This is a genomic window from Roseovarius sp. EC-HK134, assembly GCF_902498815.1.
GTDB lineage: Bacteria > Pseudomonadota > Alphaproteobacteria > Rhodobacterales > Rhodobacteraceae > Roseovarius > Roseovarius mucosus_A.
The window spans coordinates 2,484,751-2,503,187 of the sequence record NZ_LR701544.1; the positions used below are offsets into that span (position 1 = coordinate 2,484,751).

Consider the following 18,437-nt stretch of genomic DNA (forward strand, 5'->3'; position numbering starts at 1 on the left):
GTGCTGGACGGGGTGGGATTGGGGCCCGATGGCACGATCTGGGGCGGTGAGGTATTGCTGGGCGATTATCTGGGGTTTGAGCGGCGCGGCTGGTTGACCCCGGTCGCGATGCCTGGCGGCGACCGGGCAAGCCGCGAGCCATGGCGCGTTGCGCTGGCGCAGCTGGATGCGGCGGGGTTGGGGCATCTGGCCGATGAGCTGTTTGGCACGCGGCCCTTGGCGGTGCTGCGGCAGGCGATACGCGCTGGGGTCAATGCGCCGCTGACCTCTTCGGCGGGTCGGCTTTTTGATGCGTTTGCGGCTGTTTTGGGATTTGAAGGCGCGCAAACCTATGAGGGCGAGGCCGCGATGGGGTTGGAGGCGCGGGCGCGCCCCGATGGGGTGGCCTATCCATTGGGCGGCACGCAGGGGAATATCGAGACCGCGCCGCTCTGGCGGGAATGGGCACGGGACCGTGACGCGGGGCTATCGGCAGAGGTGATGGCGGGGCGGTTTCATGCTGGGCTGGCGCGGGGATTTGCAGCCCGCGCGCGGGCGCTGGTCGAGGCGGGGGAGGCGGACGCTGTGGCGCTTTCGGGCGGGTGTTTTCAGAATGCGCTCTTGTTGGACTTAACCCTTGCGGCGCTGGGGGATGTGCCGGTGCTGATCCATCGCCGCACGCCTGCCAATGATGGCGGTCTGGCGCTGGGGCAGGCGGTGGTTGCGGCGGCGCGGGCGGTAAGCGGCTGACCGGCGGGGGCGGCAGGGCGGTTAGCGACTGGCCGGTGGAGACGCGGTGCCTGTGCGCAAAACGCTGACAAGCCCATGATTTCATTTCAGTTTATTATCGTGGCGGTAGAGATGTCTTTTCTTGGACAGGGGGCGCGCGCCTTGGTCTGATGGTCCTTGAGGGGATGTATACGCGTGCATCCCGAGGGGAAGACTGAGGGAGGACCAGCCGTGAGCCAGATCGAAACCTTCTATGATGTGATGCGCAGGCAGGGGATCACCCGGCGCAGTTTCATGAAATACTGCTCTTTGACCGCTGCCGCTTTGGGGTTGAGCCCGGCCATGGTGCCGCGCATTGCCCATGCGATGGAGACCAAGCCGCGGACGCCGGTGATCTGGGTGCATGGGTTGGAATGCACCTGTTGTTCAGAGAGTTTCATCCGCTCGGCGCATCCGCTGGCCAAGGATGTGGTGCTGTCGATGATCAGCCTTGATTACGACGACACGCTGATGGCGGCGGCGGGGCATGCGGCTGAGGCGGCATTTGAAGAGACGATCCAGAAATACAAGGGCCAGTATATTCTGGCGGTCGAGGGCAATCCGCCGCTGAACGAGGATGGGATGTTCTGCATCACCGGGGGCAAGCCCTTTGTGGAAAAGCTGCGCCATGCGGCCAAGGATGCCAAGGCGATCATAAGCTGGGGCGCTTGTGCGTCTTATGGCTGCGTGCAGGCGGCCAAGCCCAATCCGACGCAGGCCACGCCCGTGCATAAGGTGATCACGGACAAGCCGATCATCAAGGTGCCGGGATGCCCGCCGATTGCCGAAGTGATGACCGGGGTCATCACCTATATGCTGACCTTTGACCGTCTGCCGGAATTGGATCGGCAGGGGCGGCCGGCGATGTTTTACGGTCAGCGTATCCATGACAAGTGCTATCGTCGGCCGCATTTTGATGCGGGCCAATTCGTTGAGGCGTGGGACGACGAGAACGCGCGCAAGGGCTATTGCCTTTATAAGATGGGGTGCAAGGGGCCGACCACCTATAACGCCTGTTCCACCGTACGCTGGAATGAGGGCGTGAGTTTTCCCATTCAATCGGGCCATGGCTGTATCGGCTGTTCCGAGGATGGGTTCTGGGATCAGGGCAGTTTCTATGACCGGGTGACAGACCTGACGCAGTTCGGGGTTGAGGCCAATGCCGACAAGGTGGGGATAGCCGCCGCCGGTGTGGTGGGCGGCGCTGTGGCGGTTCATGCCGCCGTTTCCGCGCTGAAGGCCGCGCAGAAAAAGACCCAGACCGAACCCAGCAAGCAATCCAGCAAAGAGGAGGCATGAGCCATGACTGTGACCCCAAACGGCTTTGACCTCGACACGACAGGCCGCCGCATCGTGGTGGACCCGGTGACGCGGATCGAAGGGCATATGCGCTGCGAAGTGAATGTGGACGAGCAGGGTGTGATCCGCAACGCGGTCTCGACCGGCACCATGTGGCGGGGCTTGGAGGTGATTTTGAAGGGCCGCGATCCGCGCGACGCCTGGGCCTTTACCGAGCGGATTTGTGGGGTGTGCACCGGCACGCATGCGCTGACATCGGTGCGCGCGGTTGAGGATGCGCTGGGAATCACGATCCCCGACAATGCCAATTCGATCCGTAATATCATGCAGTTGAACCTGGAAATTCATGACCATGTCGTGCATTTCTATCACCTGCATGCGCTGGATTGGGTGAACCCGATCAATGCGTTGCGCGCCGATCCCAAGGCGACGAGCGAATTGCAGCAGGCGGTAAGCCCGTCGCATCCGCTGTCTTCGCCGGGATATTTTCGCGATGTGCAGAACCGGCTCAAGAAATTTGTCGAGAGCGGGCAACTGGGCCTGTTCAAGAACGGTTATTGGGACAATCCTGCCTATCTCTTGCCGCCTGAGGCGGATTTGATGGCGACGACGCATTACCTTGAGGCGCTCGATCTGCAAAAGGAGATCGTCAAGGTTCACACCATCTTTGGCGGCAAGAACCCGCATCCCAACTGGCTGGTGGGCGGCGTGCCCTGTCCGATCAACGTGCATTCCACCGGGGCGGTGGGGGCGATCAATATGGAGCGGCTGAATTTGGTCAGCTCGATCATTGATCTGTGCAACGAGTTCAATCGCAACGTGTATTTGCCGGATGTCATTGCCATTGGTGGCTTTTACAAAGGCTGGCTGCATGGCGGTGGGCTGTCGGGAAAATCGGTCATGGCCTATGGGGATTTCCCCGAGAACCCCAATGATTTCACGCCCGCCAACCTGCATTTGCCGCGCGGGGCCATTATCAATGGCAATCTCAACGAGGTGCATGAGGTTGATGTGCGCGATCCTGAGCAGATTCAGGAATTCGTCGATCATAGCTGGTATCGCTATGGGGAGGCGGGCAAGGGGCTGCATCCGTGGGATGGCGAAACCGAGGCCAATTACGAGCTTGGCCCCAATGCCAAGGGCACGCGCACCAATATCCTAGAGATTGACGAGGCGGCGAAATATAGCTGGATCAAGGCCCCGCGCTGGAAGGGGCACGCGATGGAGGTGGGGCCGCTGGCGCGCTATGTCGTGGGCTATGCGCAGGGGCATGAGGATATCCGCAATCAGGTGGATGGCCTGTTGCGGGCGCTCGATGTGCCGTTTGATGCGATCTTCTCGACCCTTGGGCGGACGGCGGCGCGGGCGCTGGAAAGCGAATATTGCGGGCGGCTGCAAAAGCATTTCTTCGACAAGCTGGTGCAGAACATCAAGAACGGCGATGAAAGCACTGCAAATATTGCGAAATGGGACCCAAGCACATGGCCCAAAGAGGCCAAGGGCGTGGGCATGACCGAGGCACCGCGCGGCGCGCTGGGCCATTGGATCAAGATCAAGGATGGCCGCATCGAGAATTATCAATGCGTGGTCCCGACCACCTGGAACGGTTCGCCCCGTGATACGGCGGGCAATATCGGGGCGTTCGAGGCAAGCCTGATGAACACGCCGATGGAGCGCCCCGACGAGCCGGTCGAAATCCTGCGCACCCTGCACAGTTTCGATCCGTGTCTGGCCTGTTCGACGCATGTGATGTCGGAAGAGGGTGCCGAGTTGACCACCGTCAAGGTCCGTTAAGCCAAGGGAGGAGAGGGCAATGAAATACGCGATCACGATGTATCTGGCTGGGGCTGGCGCGGCACTGGCGCATCCGGGGCATGATCTGAACCTGCCGCAGGAGGGGCTGTCTCATTGGGTGGCAGCACCTGTGCATGCGCCGGGGCTGATCCTGTTGGCGGCGGTTCTGGGCGGGCTGGCGGTCTGGCGCGCTGCGCGCAACCGGGATTGAGGGGGCCATGCCATGAGCACGACCGAAAGCGGGCTGCAAGACGTGGATGAGAGCGATCTTGCCACGGTCAGCCGACAGACAAGCGTCTATGTCTATGAGGTGCCGGTGCGCCTGTGGCATTGGATCAATGCGGCCGCGATCCTGATCCTGTGCGTGACGGGCTATTTCATCGGCTCGCCGCCGCCGTCGATGCAGATTGCCGAGGCCACGCATCAGTTTGTCTTTGGCTACATCCGGTTCGCGCATTTCGCAGCCGGGTGGATTCTGACGGTAGGATTTCTGGGGCGGATGTATTGGGCGATCTTTGGCAATCACCATGCGCGGCAGCTATTCTATGTGCCGATCTGGCGAGGGTCCTGGTGGCGCGAGGTGTTTTTCGAGGTGCGTTGGTATCTGTTTCTGGAACGGGCCCCCAAGAAGTACGTGGGCCACAACCCTCTGGCGCAATTGGCGATGTTCTGTTTCATCACGCTGGGGGTGAGTTTCATGATCGTCACGGGCCTTGCGCTTTATTCCGAAGGGTTGGGCAAAGAAAGCGGGCTTTATGCGCTCTTTGGTTGGGTGTTCACGCTTTTTGGCAACAACCCGCATATCGTGCATACCTATCATCATCTTGGCATGTGGTGGATCGTGATCTTCATGATCGTGCATATCTATGTGGCGATCCGAGAGGATATCATGAGCCGTCAATCCATCGTCTCGACGATGATCTCGGGCACGCGGACCTTTAAGGATGATATGCCGGATTGAGGGGGTTTTCTGGGACGAGAGTGCAGAAAAGCGGGCGTTCGGCCCGCTTTTTTATTTGGTTGATTGCTTTCCGAATTGATGTGAATGTGAAAAGTAGCTTTGCATATTGTTGCGATCCAGAGCGCTAATCATCTGTTTTTAATTCACTTTTTAGCAGGGTGTGTAAATCGGTTTTTGGTGTTCACCGGCATGCCAAGGTGGCCATTCTAGGGCCAGAGATAAGGCTGCGGCATGGAGGAGGGGACATGCAACCGAGCGTGCTGATACTGGGCATCGGAAACGTGCTCTGGGCGGATGAGGGGTTTGGTGTGCGCTGTGTCGAGCGGCTGGCGGCGCGCTGGTCGTTTGGGCCGGGGGTGACGGTGCTGGATGGTGGCACGCAGGGGCTATACCTTTTGCCGTTCATGGAGGCCGCTGACCGGCTGATCGTGTTTGATGCGGTCGATTATGGGCTGGTGCCCGGCACGATGAAGATTGTCGAGGACGAGGCCGTGCCCGCCTTTATGGGCGCGAAAAAGATGAGCCTGCATCAGACCGGATTTCAGGATGTGATCGCGACGGCGCAATTGATGGGCTATTGCCCGGACCACCTGTTGCTGATCGGCTGTCAGCCTGAAGAGCTGGAGGATTACGGCGGCGGGCTGCGGGCCGTTGTGGCGGCGCAGATTGATCCGGCGATTGAGGTGGCGCTGGCGCGGTTGCGCGACTGGGGCGTTGAGATGCGCCCCGGCGTGAGCGATGCCACCTATCTTGCGGATCCGTCGATCCGGCAGGACGCCTATGAGACGGGCCGCCCGAGTGCCGATGTCGCCTGTCGCGTTGGCGATGCGCGGTTCTTTCCCGGTGAGGGCTGAGCCATGTGTGTGGGGATTCCCATGCAGGTTCTGTCGGTCAATGGGATCGCCGCGCGTGCCACGGATGGCGAGGACGAGACGTTGATTGATCTGACGCTGACAGGGCCTTTGGCCCCCGGCACATGGGTTCTGACCCATCTGGGTGCCGCGCGCGAGGTATTGGAGGCGGGCGAGGCGGTCAAGATCGCCGCCGCCGTGCGCGCGCTCAAATCCATCATGGCGGGGGGCGGGATAGGCGATGCCTTTGCCGATCTTGAGGCGCGCGCGCCTGCCTTGCCGCCGCATCTGGAAACCGCCCGTGTCGCGGGCAAGACAACCGCATGAGAGAGGGAAGGCCATGACACATCCGTTGATTGACCGGCTGAGCGCCGAACTGGGCTGGCCCTATTTGAATACGGCGGACGATCTGACCGCCTTTACCATGGGTGAGGGGGTGCATGCCTTGTTCATCCCCGGTGATCCCGCGCGCAATCTGGAAAGCGCCGATGTGGCGGTGATCCTGCCCGAATTGCGGATGGCCTTTCAGGGACGGTTTGATTGCGCTGTGGTGGGTGATGCGATTGAGACGGAACTGCGCGAGGCGACTCGCGTGCTGAAAACGCCCAGCCTGATTTTCTACCGCGCGGGCGCGGTGATCGGCGCGCTGCCCAAGGTGCGCGATTGGGATGAATACATGGCCCGGATCACGCAGATCCTGACCCGTAGCAACGCCGCCTGAGGAGGGCACGATATGGTCAGCAATTTTCACCTGCCCCCCACCGGTTTTGGCCCCGGATCGCAGCCCTTGGGCGAGGAGGGCGCGGCGCTGGAATATCTGCCGATGCCGCAGGACATGCGCGCCTATTCCCCGCATCTGCCTGAGGTCGAGGTGGACGACCGCCTGATGACTGCGCTGGACCTTTTGGGCGAGATTGCCCATGCGGCGACGGCCTGCGGGCGGGATGGGGTGAACCGGCGGTTTGATCTGTCGGGGTTGGACGCGGCCAATCGTGCGCTTGTCGCCGAGACGATGGGCGCGGGCGAGGTGGCGATCAAGATCCACGACATTCCGGCGATTGCGGTGCAGGAAAGCGTTTTTGCCGGGGTTTGGGGGCTGAAAGGCGCGGGAGTGGATGCCATCGAGGTTGGGCCGGTGCCGGCACAGGCGCTGAGCCGCGCCTTTGCCCCGCGCCGGGCCATGCGAGAGGTGCCGCGCAGCGCACAGGTGGTGAACGCGCCGCCGCTGTTGATTGAGTTGCAGGATAAATCGGCGCATTTCGTGCCGGGGGCAGAGGCGCATGTGATCAACCTCACGCTTTTGCCGCATACCGAGGCGGATCTGGAGTGGTTGGAGGCGCAGCTTGGCCAAGGGTCCGTCGATATTCTGTCGCGGGGCTATGGCAATTGCCGGATCACCGCGACCGCCTTGCCGCATGTCTGGCGGGTGCGGTTCTACAACTCGATGGATGTGCTTATTCTCGATACGTTCGAGGTGACGGCCATGCCCGAGGTGGCCTTGGCAGCGCCTGAGGATTTGGACGACAGCGGCGGGCGCATTGGTGAAGTGTTGGAGGCGATCCGATGAGCGGCTTTGAGGGGTCGTATCTCGGGGCCAATGACAAGATCAGCCCGCAGGCGATCATGGAATGCAAGATTTGCTGGACGCCCTATGATCCGGCTGAGGGCGACGACACCCGGCAGATTGACCCGGGCACGCCGTTCATGGCGCTGCCCGAGGATTGGAAATGCCCCAATTGCGATGCGCCCAAAGAACAATTTCTGGTGGGCGAGGACCCTGGCAGCGGGGCCATTGCAGAGGCGGCGATGATCGGGGCCAAGACCCATGCGCTGGTCACGGATTTCACCGAAGTCTGGCATGGCAAAATGCGCGATGTGCCGATTGTGAACAAGCTTTTGCATGTGCAAGCGGTGGGGTTTCACGTGCATGAGGGGCGGCCAATCGGGGTTTTGATCAGCCCGTGGTTCATGAACCTTGTGGTGCTTGCGGGCGAGGGTGAGGATTGGTCGACCCTTGTGCCGGGGACCAAAGAGGTGATCGGATTTGCCTCGGGCGAGTATGAATTCATCCACAATGTGCGCGAGATGGTGGGGGGCTATAAGGCCTGTTCGCTGTTTTCCCCGATGGGCGAGTTTCGCAGCCAAGCGCAGGCGGTTGATGTGGCACGGGCGGTGATGGTGGCGCTCTTTCAGGACGAGCACCGTGCCGAGACCGACCGCGCCGCCGATATCCGCGCTGCGCGGGAGGCGGAATTGGCGCTGTTAGACGTGCCGGCGTTGCCAGAGGTTCTATTGGAGGCCCCGACCCGGCGGCAGGTGATTTCCGGCGGTTTGGCAGGCGAGGGCTGAGGCGATGCTGGACCTTGACCGGAACGTGAGTGGCTTGCGCGCGGTGCCTGCACCGCCCCTGCCGTTGGCGCGTCTGGTCGAGGGGCGCGAGGTGGAGGCGGTGGCCGAGTTGCTGCCGCGGCTTTTCAACCTCTGCCGCGTGGCGCAGACACTCGGGCTGCGGATGGCCTTGGGGTTGGAGAGGGGTGAGAGCGGCGCGCTTGCGGCTGAGATTGCGCGCGAACATGCCCTGAAGCTGAGCGTGGTCTGGCCGGTGCGGCTGGGCCTGCCTGCGCAGGTGGGCCGGGAGGTGCTGGGCGGTGACTTTCCGGGCGATGCGGACGGGTTTGCGCGGTATATGCGGGGAGATGTCGGGACTGGGCCGCTGTTGCGGGCGGTGGCGGGGCGGTTCGGGCCGGGCGAGGGGGTTTGTGGCGTTATGCCCGTGGTAACCCCCGAGAGCATTTTCACCCTGAGCGCGCAAGAAAACTCTATCGCCGCGCGGCATCTGGTGCATCCGGTGATGCGCCATGTCGAGGCGTACTATGGGCGGGGGCCGCTCTGGCGCGTTGTGGCGCGGGCGCTGGATCTGCAAGCGGCGTTGCGGGGCGATTTGCCCATGCCGCAGCTTACCCCGGACGGGGTGGCGGTGGTGCCTGCCGCGCGTGGGCTTTATGCGGTGCGGGCCGAGGTTCGGGCGGGCCGGGTTTGGCATCTTGAACGGGTGACGCCCACCGATCACCTGATGGCGTGTGGCGGACCCATGGCGCAGGCGCTTGCCAGCCTGCCGCGGGCCAAGCATGCTGAGGCGGGGCTATTGGTCGATCTGCTTGATCCGTGCTCGCCGGTCACGCTGGAGGGGGGCGCAGATGCATGAGATGTCGTTGGTTGAGGGCATGCGCCGGGTGATCGAGGATCAGGCGCGGGTGCATGCCTTCGCACAGGTCAAGGTGCTGCGGGTCGAAATCGGGCGCTTTGCCTGTGTCGAGAAACCGGCGCTGGAATTCGCCTTTGACGTCGTGATGCGCGGCAGCGTGGCCGAGGGGGCGCGGCTCGAGATGATCGACTTGGTCGGTCGGGCGCTGTGCTACGACTGCATGACCGAGGTCGAGATTGCCGAGCGGCTGTCGCCCTGTCCGGACTGTGGCGGCGGGCGGCTGATGCCGGTGGCGGGGGAAGAAATGCGGATCAAGGATATGGAGGTGATCTGATGTGCACGGTTTGCGGATGTGGGACGGGAACGGTCGAAGGGCAGGGGCATGATCATCACCACCATGCCCCCCATCATCATGGCCACGGCGATTTGCATTTCGGCCATGGTCCGGCGGGGGTTGAGGTGGCGGGGATGTCTCAGGCGCGGCTGATCGAAATCGAGACCGATATTCTGGCCAAGAATGACCGTTATGCCGCCGCCAACCGGGCGCGGCTGGCGGCGCTTGGGGCCTTTGCGATCAATCTTGTGTCGTCACCGGGATCGGGCAAGACCACCGTTTTGTGCAAGACGATCGAGGCCTTGGGCGCGCAGCCCTTGGCGGTGATCGAGGGCGATCAGCAGACCGCCAATGATGCCGACCGCATTCGTGCCACCGGGGCGCAGGCCGTGCAGATCAATACGGGCAAGGGCTGTCATCTGGATGGGCATATGGTGGGGCATGCGATGGAGCATCTGGATCTTGCGCCCGCCTCTCTGCTTTTTATCGAGAATGTTGGCAATCTGGTTTGCCCCGCCGCGTTCGATCTGGGCGAGGATTGCAAGGTGGCAATCCTGAGTGTGACCGAGGGCGAGGACAAGCCGTTGAAATATCCCGATATGTTCACCGCCTCACGGCTGGCCTTGCTGAACAAGGTTGATCTTGCGCCCTATTGCGATGTCGATCTCGATCTCTATGAGGCCAATCTGCGCCGCGTCAATCCGGGGCTGGAGGTGATCCGCATCTCGGCGCGCACGGGCGAGGGGATGCAAAGCTGGCTGGGCTGGCTGCAAGGCGCGCTGGCGCGCAAAGCGGCCCGCGCGGCGGCGGAGTGAGGGATGACGACCCTGCCCACCCTTCTGCTGGTCGATGACGAGGCGCATTCCCTGAATGCCATGCGGATGGCGTTGGAGGATGAGTTCGATTGTCTGACGGCCTCGGACGCGGACGAGGCGGCGCGGTTGATGGCCGAGCATGACGTGCAGGTGATTTTCTGCGATCAGCGCATGCCCGGACGCTCGGGTGTGACGTTTCTGACCGACATGCGCGACCGCTGGCCTGAAACGGTGCGTATCATCATCACCGGGTTCACCGAAACGAATGACATGATCGCGGCGATCAATGAGGCGGGGATTTATCAGTTTGTCACCAAGCCTTGGCATCCCGATCACCTGTTGATGACCGCCAAGAATGCCGCCGACCTTTTTCGTCTGAGCCGCGAGCATGAGCGGATGTCGCTGGAAATGCGGTATCTAGCGCGCACTGTCGAAAGCAAGCTTGGACAGCAGCGTCGGGCGCTGCGTGAAGGGCTGGGATTTGAAAAGGTGCTGCGCGCACCCAATTCGCCGCTCAACGCCGTGATCGCGCAGGCCCGGCAATACGCGAGTTTCGATGTGCCGGTGTTGATCACCGGCGAGGCGGGCACCGGCAAGGCGGCGCTGGCGCGGGCGATGCACTATGGGTCGTTGCGCGCGGACCGACCGTTTCAGGAAATCGACTGCACCGGGGTTGAGGACGATATTCTGGAGTTGGAGCTGTTCGGCGCACGGCGGGGTGCGATTGCGGGGCTTCAGACCGGCAAGGTGGGGCTGGTGCAAAAGGCGGATCGGGGCACGCTGTTCCTTAATGGTCTGGCGGGGCTGAGCCCGAGGATGCAACTGGCGCTGTTGCGGGTGGCGCGGGACGGGGCGTTTCGCCCGGCGGGCAGCCATGAGGTGAGCCGCGTTGATCTGCGCCTGCTGGGGGGCGCAGACTGCGATTTGCGTATCGCGGTGGCTGAGGGGCGATTTCGCGCGGATCTGTATTATGCCCTGGCGCGGGCGGTGCTGGAGATGCCGCCGCTGCGCGAGCGGCGCGGCGATATCGGGCTTTTGGCGCAAACGCTGTTGTTTGACGCGGCGGCGGCGCATGGCAAGCCGGTGCATGGTCTGTCAGAGGATGCGACCCGGTTTCTGGCGGGCTATGACTGGCCCGGAAACCTGCGCGAGTTGGAAAACGAGGTCACGCGCATGTTGATCTTTTCGCAAGATAGCGTGCTGGGGCCAGAACTGATCTCGCGGCATATCCTGCAGGCGGCGCCCGGCACGCAGCCTGATCTGGCCTTGGGGGCGGTGTTGACAGGGCGCGGCACGCTGAAAGACCGGGTGGACGAGGTCGAGGCGCGCATTCTGCGCGAGACCTTGACGCGGCTGAAATGGAACAAGAGCCGCGCGGCGCAGGAACTGGATCTGAGCCGGGTGGGCCTGCGCGCCAAGATCGAGCGTTATGGCATCGAGGAACCGGGCAAAGTGCCCCAATCAGAGGAGGAGTGAGCCATGTGTCTGGGAATACCGGGTCAGATCATTGCCGTCACCGATGCCGCCCGCATGATGGCCATGGCCGAGGTCTCGGGTGTGCGGCGCGCGGTCAATGTGGCCTGTATTGCGCAGGGGCCGCTTGACGATCTTGTAGGGCAATGGGCGCTGATCCATGTCGGCTTTGCCATGGCGGTGATTGACGCCGACGAGGCGGCCAAGACGCTGGAGGCGTTGCGAGGCTTGGGCGAAGCGCAGGAAACGCTGGAGGCCATGGCGGCGGGCGACGCGGCACTGGAGGGGCAGGTATGAAATACGCAGATGAATTCCGCGACCCCAAGGCGGCGCAGGCGCTTTTGGCGCGGATTGCCGCTGTGACGGATGAGATTGGTGCGACCGCGGAAAACCCCACGCGCATCATGGAGGTTTGTGGCGGACATACCCATGCGATCTTTCGCTACGGCCTCGACAAGCTGGTGCCGGAGGGTTTGGATTTCATCCATGGCCCCGGCTGTCCGGTCTGTGTGCTGCCGATGGCGCGGGTGGATGAATGTGTGGAACTGGCCGAAGATCCGCGCGTGATCTTTACCACCTTTGGCGATGCGATGCGCGTGCCGGGCAGCGCCAAGAGCCTGCTTCAGGCCAAGGCCGAGGGGGCGGATATCCGCATGGTCTATTCGCCGCTGGATGCGTTGGAAATTGCGCGGCGCAACCCCGAGCGCGAGGTTGTTTTCTTTGGTCTGGGGTTTGAGACCACGACGCCGTCAACGGCGCTGTCGATCCAAGCGGCGGCGCGTGAGGGGTTGGCGAATTTCAGTGTGTTTTGCAATCACATCACCGTGCCACCCCCCATCAAGGCGCTGCTCGATGACCCGTTTATGCGGCTGGATGGGTTTGTCGGACCGGGGCATGTGTCGATGGTGATCGGCATCCATCCTTATGATTTCATCGCCCGTGACTATGGCAAGCCCATCGTGGTGGCGGGGTTCGAGCCACTGGACCTGCTGCAATCGGTGCTGATGGTGCTGGAACAGATCCGCGACGGGCGGGCGGAGGTGGAAAACCAATATGCCCGCGTGGTGCCGGAACATGGCAATCCGGTAAGCCTTGCGGCGATTGCCGATGTCTACGAGCCGCGCCCCTCGTTCGAGTGGCGGGGCTTGGGCGAGATTGACGCAAGCGGGCTGCGCATCCGCCCGGCCTATGCTGCCTATGACGCAGAGGTGAAATTTGGCGTGGGCTATGGGGCCGAGCGCCGCACTGTGCCAGAGCCCGAGGGCTGCGCCTGTGGGGCGGTGATGACGGGGCGGATCAAGCCGGTGGAGTGCCCACAGTTTGGGCGCGGCTGCACGCCAGAGATGCCGCTTGGCGCGCTGATGGTCAGCTCGGAAGGGGCCTGTGCCGCCTATTATCAGTATGGCGGTGCGCGGGCTGTGGAGCGGGCGGGATAGGGGGCGCTGCCCCTGCGCCTTTGGCGCTCTTCCTGAGTATTTTTGGAAAGATGACAGCATGAGTTTGAGGGATACGCGGGTCACGCTGGCCCATGGCGGCGGCGGCACGGCGATGCGGGATCTGATCGAAGAGGTGTTCACATCGGTTTTTGCGCCCGAGATGATGGAGGATCAGGCGCGGCTGATGGATGCTGCCTTGCAAGAGCCGGGGGCGCGGCTGGCGTTCACCACCGACAGTTTCGTCGTTGATCCGGTCGAGTTTCCGGGGGGCGATATCGGCACGATTGCGGTCTGTGGCACGGTCAATGATCTGGTGGTGGGGGGGGCGCGGCCACTCTGGCTGTCGGCGGCATTCATCATCGAAGAGGGAACCGAAGTGGCGCTCTTGCGGCGGATCGTGGGTTCGATGCAGGCGGAGGCAGAGGCGGCGGGGGTGCGGATTGTGACCGGGGACACCAAGGTGGTAGGGCGCGGCATGGCGGACAAGCTTTTTGTGACCACTGCGGGTGTTGGGGTGATCCCGCCGGGGCGGAATTTGCAGGCCGGGCATATCCGGGCGGGCGATGTGGTGCTGGTTAATGGCGTGCTGGGCGATCACGGCGCGGCGATTTTGGCGGCGCGGGGGGATATGGCGCTGTCGGCGGATCTGGTTTCGGATTGTCAGGGATTGGGGCATCTGATGGAGGCGGTGCTGGCGGCGGCACCGGGCACACGTGCGGCGCGCGATGCGACGCGGGGCGGTGTGGCCTCGGTGCTCAATGAGATGGCGGCGGCGGCGGGGCTGGCGATTGAGATTGACGAGGCGGTATTGCCGTTGCGACCAGAAGTCCGGGGGATTTGCGAGATCCTAGGGCTTGAACCGCTCTACCTGGCGAATGAGGGGCGGATGGTTTTGGTGGTGCCTGAGGCGGAAGCTGAGGCGGCGCTGACTGCGATGCGCGCGCGCCCCGAAGGTGCCGGCGCGGTGGCGATTGGGCGGGTGTTGTCGGGGCGCGCCGGTCAGGTCACGATGCGCACGCTTTTTGGCGGAGCGCGGATTGTTGACATGCTGGTGGGCGAGCAATTGCCGCGGATCTGCTGAGATAGGGGGCGTTTGCGCGCTTAGTGCAGGAGCGCGTCAGCCCCTGCTGCGAGAGACAGAATGATGGCGACAGTCAGCAGGACCGAGAGAGCCCCAAGTATGAGGCCGACGAAGGTCACGAGCCCGTCACGTTCGACAATGCCCACGCCCACGGTGAAGAGCGAGACCGCCGGGAACCAGCCGCTGAGCGGCACTGGCAAGAAGAGCGCGAAGGCGATCACGAAGAGCACAAGACCGAGCGGACGCTCGTTGCGGCGCGCAAAAAGCGTGATGTAGCGCGGCCTCAGGATACGCTCTAGCCGCCGCGTTACAGGGCGTAGGCGCAGCACGCCGCGACGCAAGCGGTCTTGGTCGATGCGCAACCCCGCAAGCCGCGCGGGCAGGCGGACATGCGGATACCCCAAAGCCATCTGGCCGGATGTAACCAGCAAAGGCAAAGCCGTCAAAAGCGTTGTGCCGGGGGGCAGGGGCAGGAGTGTCACCAGCGAAAACACTACAATAGCCCAACCAAAAGAGGTTTCGCCCAAGGCGGTAAGGAGCGTGCCCAAGGTCAGGGTTCCGGCGCGATGCTGGGCGCGCGAGGTTCGCAGGATCGGAAGCGACAGCGAGGGTCGTTTCCGCTTGGCTTTTTTGCCTGTCATTCTGCGCCTCTCACAGTTCCGGGCGACATATCGGATGCCGCGCGGCCGAATTCAATCGCTGCTCTCTGTCTAGTCGCGAATGATGACGAATAAACATCGAAATTTTGCGCCACCCCTTCTCTTTTGGTCTGTGGACCCTTAGGTGCCCCCACGTTGTGTCCGGGCAGGCGCCGGGATGAACAAGGCAAGTCAGGATTCCAGATGTTGCACGATCTCGTTCTCGTGGCCGCGGGCCTCGTTCTTTTGTTTGTGGGCGGTGAGGCTCTGGTACGGGGCGCGGTGGCAATCGCTGAGCGGATGGGCGTTTCCAAGCTGTTGATCGGATTGGTGATCGTGGGCTTTGGCACCTCGACGCCCGAATTGCTGGTATCGGTCAAAGCTGCTCTGGATGGGGCGTCGGAAATTGCCTTGGGCAATGTGGTGGGATCGAACATCGCCAATATTCTGCTCATCTTTGGTTTGGCGGCGGTGATCGCGCCGGTCATGGGCTGGGCGCGGACAGCGGTGCGCGAGGCGTTGGTGGCGACATTGGTCAGCCTTGTCGCCTTTGCGCTGGTGCAGGGTGCGGTGATCAGCCGGATGGAAGGCATTGCCATGCTGCTGGTTTTGGTGGGCTATCTGGTCGCCAGCTATTGGTTGGAGCGGCGCGACCGCAGCGCGCAGACCTTTCAGCATGAGGCGGAGGCGTTCGCTGGGGGAGGTACCACGCGTCGCTGGGTGCCGCCGCTTTTGGCATTGGGCGGTATCGTGGCGCTGGTGTTCGGTGCGGACCTGCTGGTTGAGGGGGCCGTGAACATCGCGCGGGTCTATGGCGTGCCGGATGCGGTGATCGGCCTGTCGCTGGTGGCGATTGGCACGTCTTTGCCGGAACTGGCCACTGCCATTGTCGCCGCAATCCGGCGGCAATCCGATGTGGTGCTGGGCAATGTGATCGGCTCGAACATCTTTAACATTCTGGCCATTCTCGGCGTGACCGTGGTGATCCAGCCTATTGAGGTCAGTGCGCGGTTTCGTGATGTCGACACGCCGGTAATGCTTGGCGTGGCGCTCTTGCTGCTTGCGCTGCTTTTTGCCACGCGCAGGATTGGCCGGGGTTGGGGTTTGGTGATGCTGGGGCTTTATGCGGCCTATATGGTTATGCTTTTCACGGGTGGCATGGTGGCGTGATCGGCACAGGGGCGGCGCGATCCGGCAAAAACCTGCCCTAGCCCCGACAAGCTTCGATTCCCAATTCCTGAAATTCCAGCTATTTCAGGGATATGGATATTGTTCTTGTCACGACGATCATTGCGTCGCTCTTTCTGGTAATTGCTGCGGCTGACCCTTTGGCCGCGCGCCTGCGGCTGCCCTATAGCGTGATCCTCGCCTGTCTGGGGATGCTGATCGGGGTCGGGGCGATCTTTTTCCTGCGCACCGAGTTGACCGATGCGCTCAACCCGGTGGCAGAGGCCATTCTGGGCCTGCCGATCCGGTCGAATGTGTTTCTTTACGTGTTTCTACCCACGCTGCTTTTTCAAGTCACGCTCGGGGTCAACCCGCGACGGATGATGGATGATTGGGTGCCCATTCTGGTGCTGGCGGTGGTGGCGGTGGTGGTGGCGACGCTGGCGGTGGGCTATGCGTTGGCCTATGCGAGTGCGCTGCCGCTGGTGGCGTGCCTGCTGATTGGCGCGATTGTCAGCACGACCGACCCGTCGGCGGTGGTGGGCATTTTCCGCTCGATTTCCGCGCCGCGCCGATTGTCACGGATCATCGAGGGCGAAAGCCTCTTGAATGACGCGGCGGCCATTGCGCTTTTCGGTCTTTTCATGGCGTTTGTGATGTTGGGGGTGCCCGACCCAAGCTTTCAAGACGCCTTGGCGCAGTTTCCGGTGCTGATTGCGGGGGGTGCTGTGGTGGGCTGGCTCACGGCGCGCATTGCTGTCTGGCTTATGGCGCTGATGGCGCGCTATGAGCTTGCGGTGATCTCGGTCTCGGTGGCGTTGCCGTATCTGGCCTATATCGGCGCGGAACAGAGCATAGGGGCGTCAGGTGTGATCGCCGTTGTGGCGGCGGGTCTCACGCTTAATCTTACGGGTCCGGCGCGATTGCCGCCGCTTATCTGGACCAACCTGCGCGAGGTCTGGGATTTGCTGGCGCATTGGGCGGGGGCGCTTATCTTTATTCTCGCGGCGCTCTTGATACCGCGTCTTCTGGAAGAGGTGCGGGCGGGGGATTTTGTTTTGATCATCGTGGTCATTGCCGCGGCGGTGGCGGCGCGGGCGGTGATCCTCTTTGGCCTTATGCCAGTGTTGAGCCTGCTCAAACTGTCGCCGGTGGTGGAACGGCCCTATCGCGTCGCGATTCTCTGGGGGGGATTGCGCGGGGCGGTGACGCTGGCGCTGGCACTGGCGGTGACCGAGAGTTTTCGGGTGCCGGTCGAGGTCAAACGGTTGGTGGGTATTTTGGCCACCGGCTTTACCCTTTTCACGCTGTTGGTGCAGGGCACGACCTTGAGATGGGTGATCGGGCGGCTGGGGCTGGACCGGCTTACGCCGCTGGATCAGGCGCTGAGCAATCAGGTCATTGCCGTGGCGCTTCAGACCGTGCGCGCGGATGTGGCGCGCACCGCCGAGAATTATGAGCTGACGCGCGAAACCGTGCGTTCGGAGGCCAAGCGCTTTGCCGAACGGCTGGACCGGGCGGTGGAGACCGCAGAGGAGGGGGCCGAGATACAGGACCGCGACCGCATCACGCTGGGGCTGATCGCCTTGGCGGGGGCGGAGCGGGATACCATTCTGGCGCGGTTTCGCGAACAGGCGATTTCGGCGCGGCTGTCGGAGCAGATCCTGACCGAAGCCGACCGGCTGATCGAGGCTGCGCGCTCGGGTGGGCGGACCGGCTATCAGCGCGCGGCGCGGCGCAGTTTGCGGTATGGGCGCGCGTTTCGCTTTGCGGTGCTGCTGAATAACCGGCTGCGGATTTCGCGGCCCCTTGCCTTGATGACGGCGGACCGGTTCGAGGTGCTGTTGTCGCAGCGTCTGATCCTGCGCGACCTGAACGGGTTTATTGATGGGCGCATTCGGCGCATTCATGGCAAGCGGGTGGCAGACCTGTTGCACGAGTTGCTGACACGGCGGCAGGAGGCGGTGGAAACCGCGCTTGAGGGATTGCGGCTGCAATATCCCGGCTATGCCGAGGAATTGGAGCGGCGGTTCATCCGGCGCACCGCGCTGCGGCTGGAAGAGCGCGAATACGGGATGTTGCGCGAGGATGGGCTGATCGGGGCGGAATTGCATGTGTCGCTGATGCAGGACATCGCCATGCGCCGGTTGCGTGAGGAGCAGCGTCCCAAGCTTGATGTGGCGGTGCAAAAGGCCGAGTTGGTCCGGCAATTTCCGCTGTTTGCCGATCTTGATGAACGCAGTTTGCGGCAGCTGACGCGCGCGTTGCGGACGCGGTATGTCAACGAGGGCGATGTGATCCTGCGCAAAGATTCGCCTGCACGGCGCGTGTTCTTTATCGCTTCGGGTGCGGTGGAACTGGCGGTTGCGGGGCAAACATGGCGGTTGGGCCGGGGCGAGATGTTTGGACAGATGGCCATCCTGATGCAGAAACCGCGCCGCACCGCTGTAACGGCGATTTCGTCCTCAACCCTGTTGGTGCTGGATGAGGTGCGGTTTCGGCGGTTGCTGAAACGCAGCGCGGGGTTGCAAGAGGCGGTGCGTCAAAGCGCCAAGGCGCGCGGGGTCAAGACAGATGCGTTCACCATTCCCGCGCTGATCGACGCATAGGGCTGCGGCACGCGCCGGTGCGACGTG

General features: G+C 62.8%; 19 protein-coding genes and 1 pseudogene. 19 read left to right on the forward strand and 1 reads right to left on the reverse strand.

The features are described 5' to 3' along the window. The 17 genes and pseudogenes from GC127_RS15900 to hypE all read left to right on the forward strand — a co-directional run. Nucleotides 1-729, forward strand: a pseudogene (locus GC127_RS15900) (carbamoyltransferase HypF); the annotation flags it as partial. Between the two features lie 210 nt (nt 730-939). Then, complete coding sequence (locus tag GC127_RS15905; RefSeq protein WP_008282510.1) at nt 940-2,046, forward strand: hydrogenase small subunit; 1,107 nt, start codon at nt 940-942, stop codon at nt 2,044-2,046. A gap of 3 nt (nt 2,047-2,049) precedes the next feature. Continuing rightward, the gene (locus tag GC127_RS15910) at nt 2,050-3,840 is read left to right on the forward strand and encodes a nickel-dependent hydrogenase large subunit (protein WP_081506509.1); all 1,791 of its coding nucleotides are present in this window, start codon (nt 2,050-2,052) and stop codon (nt 3,838-3,840) included. 19 nt (nt 3,841-3,859) lie between these two features. Then, entirely contained in the window at nt 3,860-4,051 is a 192-nt protein-coding gene (locus GC127_RS15915; RefSeq protein ID WP_151978979.1) for a hypothetical protein, read from the forward strand. 12 nt (nt 4,052-4,063) lie between these two features. Then, the gene (cybH, locus tag GC127_RS15920; RefSeq protein WP_151978980.1) at nt 4,064-4,801 is read left to right on the forward strand and encodes a Ni/Fe-hydrogenase, b-type cytochrome subunit; all 738 of its coding nucleotides are present in this window, start codon (nt 4,064-4,066) and stop codon (nt 4,799-4,801) included. 245 nt (nt 4,802-5,046) lie between these two features. Continuing rightward, a complete protein-coding gene (locus GC127_RS15925; RefSeq protein WP_151978981.1) occupies nt 5,047-5,655 on the forward strand; it encodes a HyaD/HybD family hydrogenase maturation endopeptidase in 609 nt (202 codons plus the stop codon). 3 nt (nt 5,656-5,658) lie between these two features. Next, nucleotides 5,659-5,979 carry a HypC/HybG/HupF family hydrogenase formation chaperone gene (locus GC127_RS15930; RefSeq protein ID WP_151978982.1) on the forward strand — a complete coding sequence of 107 codons (321 nt, stop codon included), beginning with the start codon at nt 5,659-5,661 and terminating at the stop codon, nt 5,977-5,979. 13 nt (nt 5,980-5,992) lie between these two features. After that, nucleotides 5,993-6,373 carry a hydrogenase accessory protein gene (locus GC127_RS15935; protein WP_081506506.1) on the forward strand — a complete coding sequence of 127 codons (381 nt, stop codon included), beginning with the start codon at nt 5,993-5,995 and terminating at the stop codon, nt 6,371-6,373. A gap of 12 nt (nt 6,374-6,385) precedes the next feature. Then, nucleotides 6,386-7,219: a hydrogenase expression/formation protein gene (locus tag GC127_RS15940; protein ID WP_151978983.1), complete on the forward strand. Its 834-nt coding sequence runs from the start codon at nt 6,386-6,388 to the stop codon at nt 7,217-7,219. Beyond that, nucleotides 7,216-8,001, forward strand: coding sequence for a [NiFe]-hydrogenase assembly chaperone HybE (hybE, locus tag GC127_RS15945; RefSeq protein WP_151978984.1), 786 nt, complete (start codon nt 7,216-7,218; stop codon nt 7,999-8,001). Before GC127_RS15940 ends, hybE begins: the two co-directional genes overlap by 4 nt. A gap of 4 nt (nt 8,002-8,005) precedes the next feature. Then, on the forward strand, nt 8,006-8,857 hold the full coding sequence (locus GC127_RS15950; protein ID WP_151978985.1) for a hypothetical protein: 852 nt from the start codon (nt 8,006-8,008) through the stop codon (nt 8,855-8,857). Then, the gene (gene hypA, locus GC127_RS15955) at nt 8,850-9,191 is read left to right on the forward strand and encodes a hydrogenase maturation nickel metallochaperone HypA (protein ID WP_008282498.1); all 342 of its coding nucleotides are present in this window, start codon (nt 8,850-8,852) and stop codon (nt 9,189-9,191) included. The genes GC127_RS15950 and hypA overlap by 8 nt, the downstream gene beginning before the upstream one ends. Then, entirely contained in the window at nt 9,191-10,006 is an 816-nt protein-coding gene (hypB, locus tag GC127_RS15960; RefSeq protein ID WP_151978986.1) for a hydrogenase nickel incorporation protein HypB, read from the forward strand. The genes hypA and hypB overlap by 1 nt, the downstream gene beginning before the upstream one ends. A gap of 3 nt (nt 10,007-10,009) precedes the next feature. Next, nucleotides 10,010-11,482 (forward strand): sigma-54 dependent transcriptional regulator, encoded by a 1,473-nt coding sequence (locus tag GC127_RS15965; RefSeq protein WP_151978987.1) that lies wholly within the window; start codon nt 10,010-10,012, stop codon nt 11,480-11,482. A 3-nt stretch (nt 11,483-11,485) separates the two neighbouring features. Continuing rightward, on the forward strand, nt 11,486-11,776 hold the full coding sequence (gene hypC, locus GC127_RS15970) for a HypC/HybG/HupF family hydrogenase formation chaperone (protein WP_008282495.1): 291 nt from the start codon (nt 11,486-11,488) through the stop codon (nt 11,774-11,776). Further along, nucleotides 11,773-12,915: a hydrogenase formation protein HypD gene (gene hypD, locus GC127_RS15975; protein WP_151978988.1), complete on the forward strand. Its 1,143-nt coding sequence runs from the start codon at nt 11,773-11,775 to the stop codon at nt 12,913-12,915. The genes hypC and hypD overlap by 4 nt, the downstream gene beginning before the upstream one ends. A gap of 58 nt (nt 12,916-12,973) precedes the next feature. Next, nucleotides 12,974-13,996, forward strand: a complete 1,023-nt coding sequence (gene hypE / locus GC127_RS15980) for a hydrogenase expression/formation protein HypE (protein WP_151978989.1) — start codon at nt 12,974-12,976, stop codon at nt 13,994-13,996. 20 nt (nt 13,997-14,016) lie between these two features. Here the strand turns inward: hypE and GC127_RS15985 are convergent, their stop codons facing one another. Beyond that, nucleotides 14,017-14,637, reverse strand: a complete 621-nt coding sequence (locus GC127_RS15985) for an exopolysaccharide biosynthesis protein (protein WP_008282492.1) — start codon at nt 14,635-14,637, stop codon at nt 14,017-14,019. 201 nt (nt 14,638-14,838) lie between these two features. Here GC127_RS15985 and GC127_RS15990 point away from each other — a divergent pair, with 201 nt between their 5' ends. Next, nucleotides 14,839-15,804: a calcium/sodium antiporter gene (locus GC127_RS15990; RefSeq protein WP_151978990.1), complete on the forward strand. Its 966-nt coding sequence runs from the start codon at nt 14,839-14,841 to the stop codon at nt 15,802-15,804. Nucleotides 15,805-15,896: 92 nt separating this feature from the next. After that, nucleotides 15,897-18,410 (forward strand): cation:proton antiporter, encoded by a 2,514-nt coding sequence (locus tag GC127_RS15995; RefSeq protein ID WP_151978991.1) that lies wholly within the window; start codon nt 15,897-15,899, stop codon nt 18,408-18,410. Nucleotides 18,411-18,437: the final 27 nt, after the last annotated feature.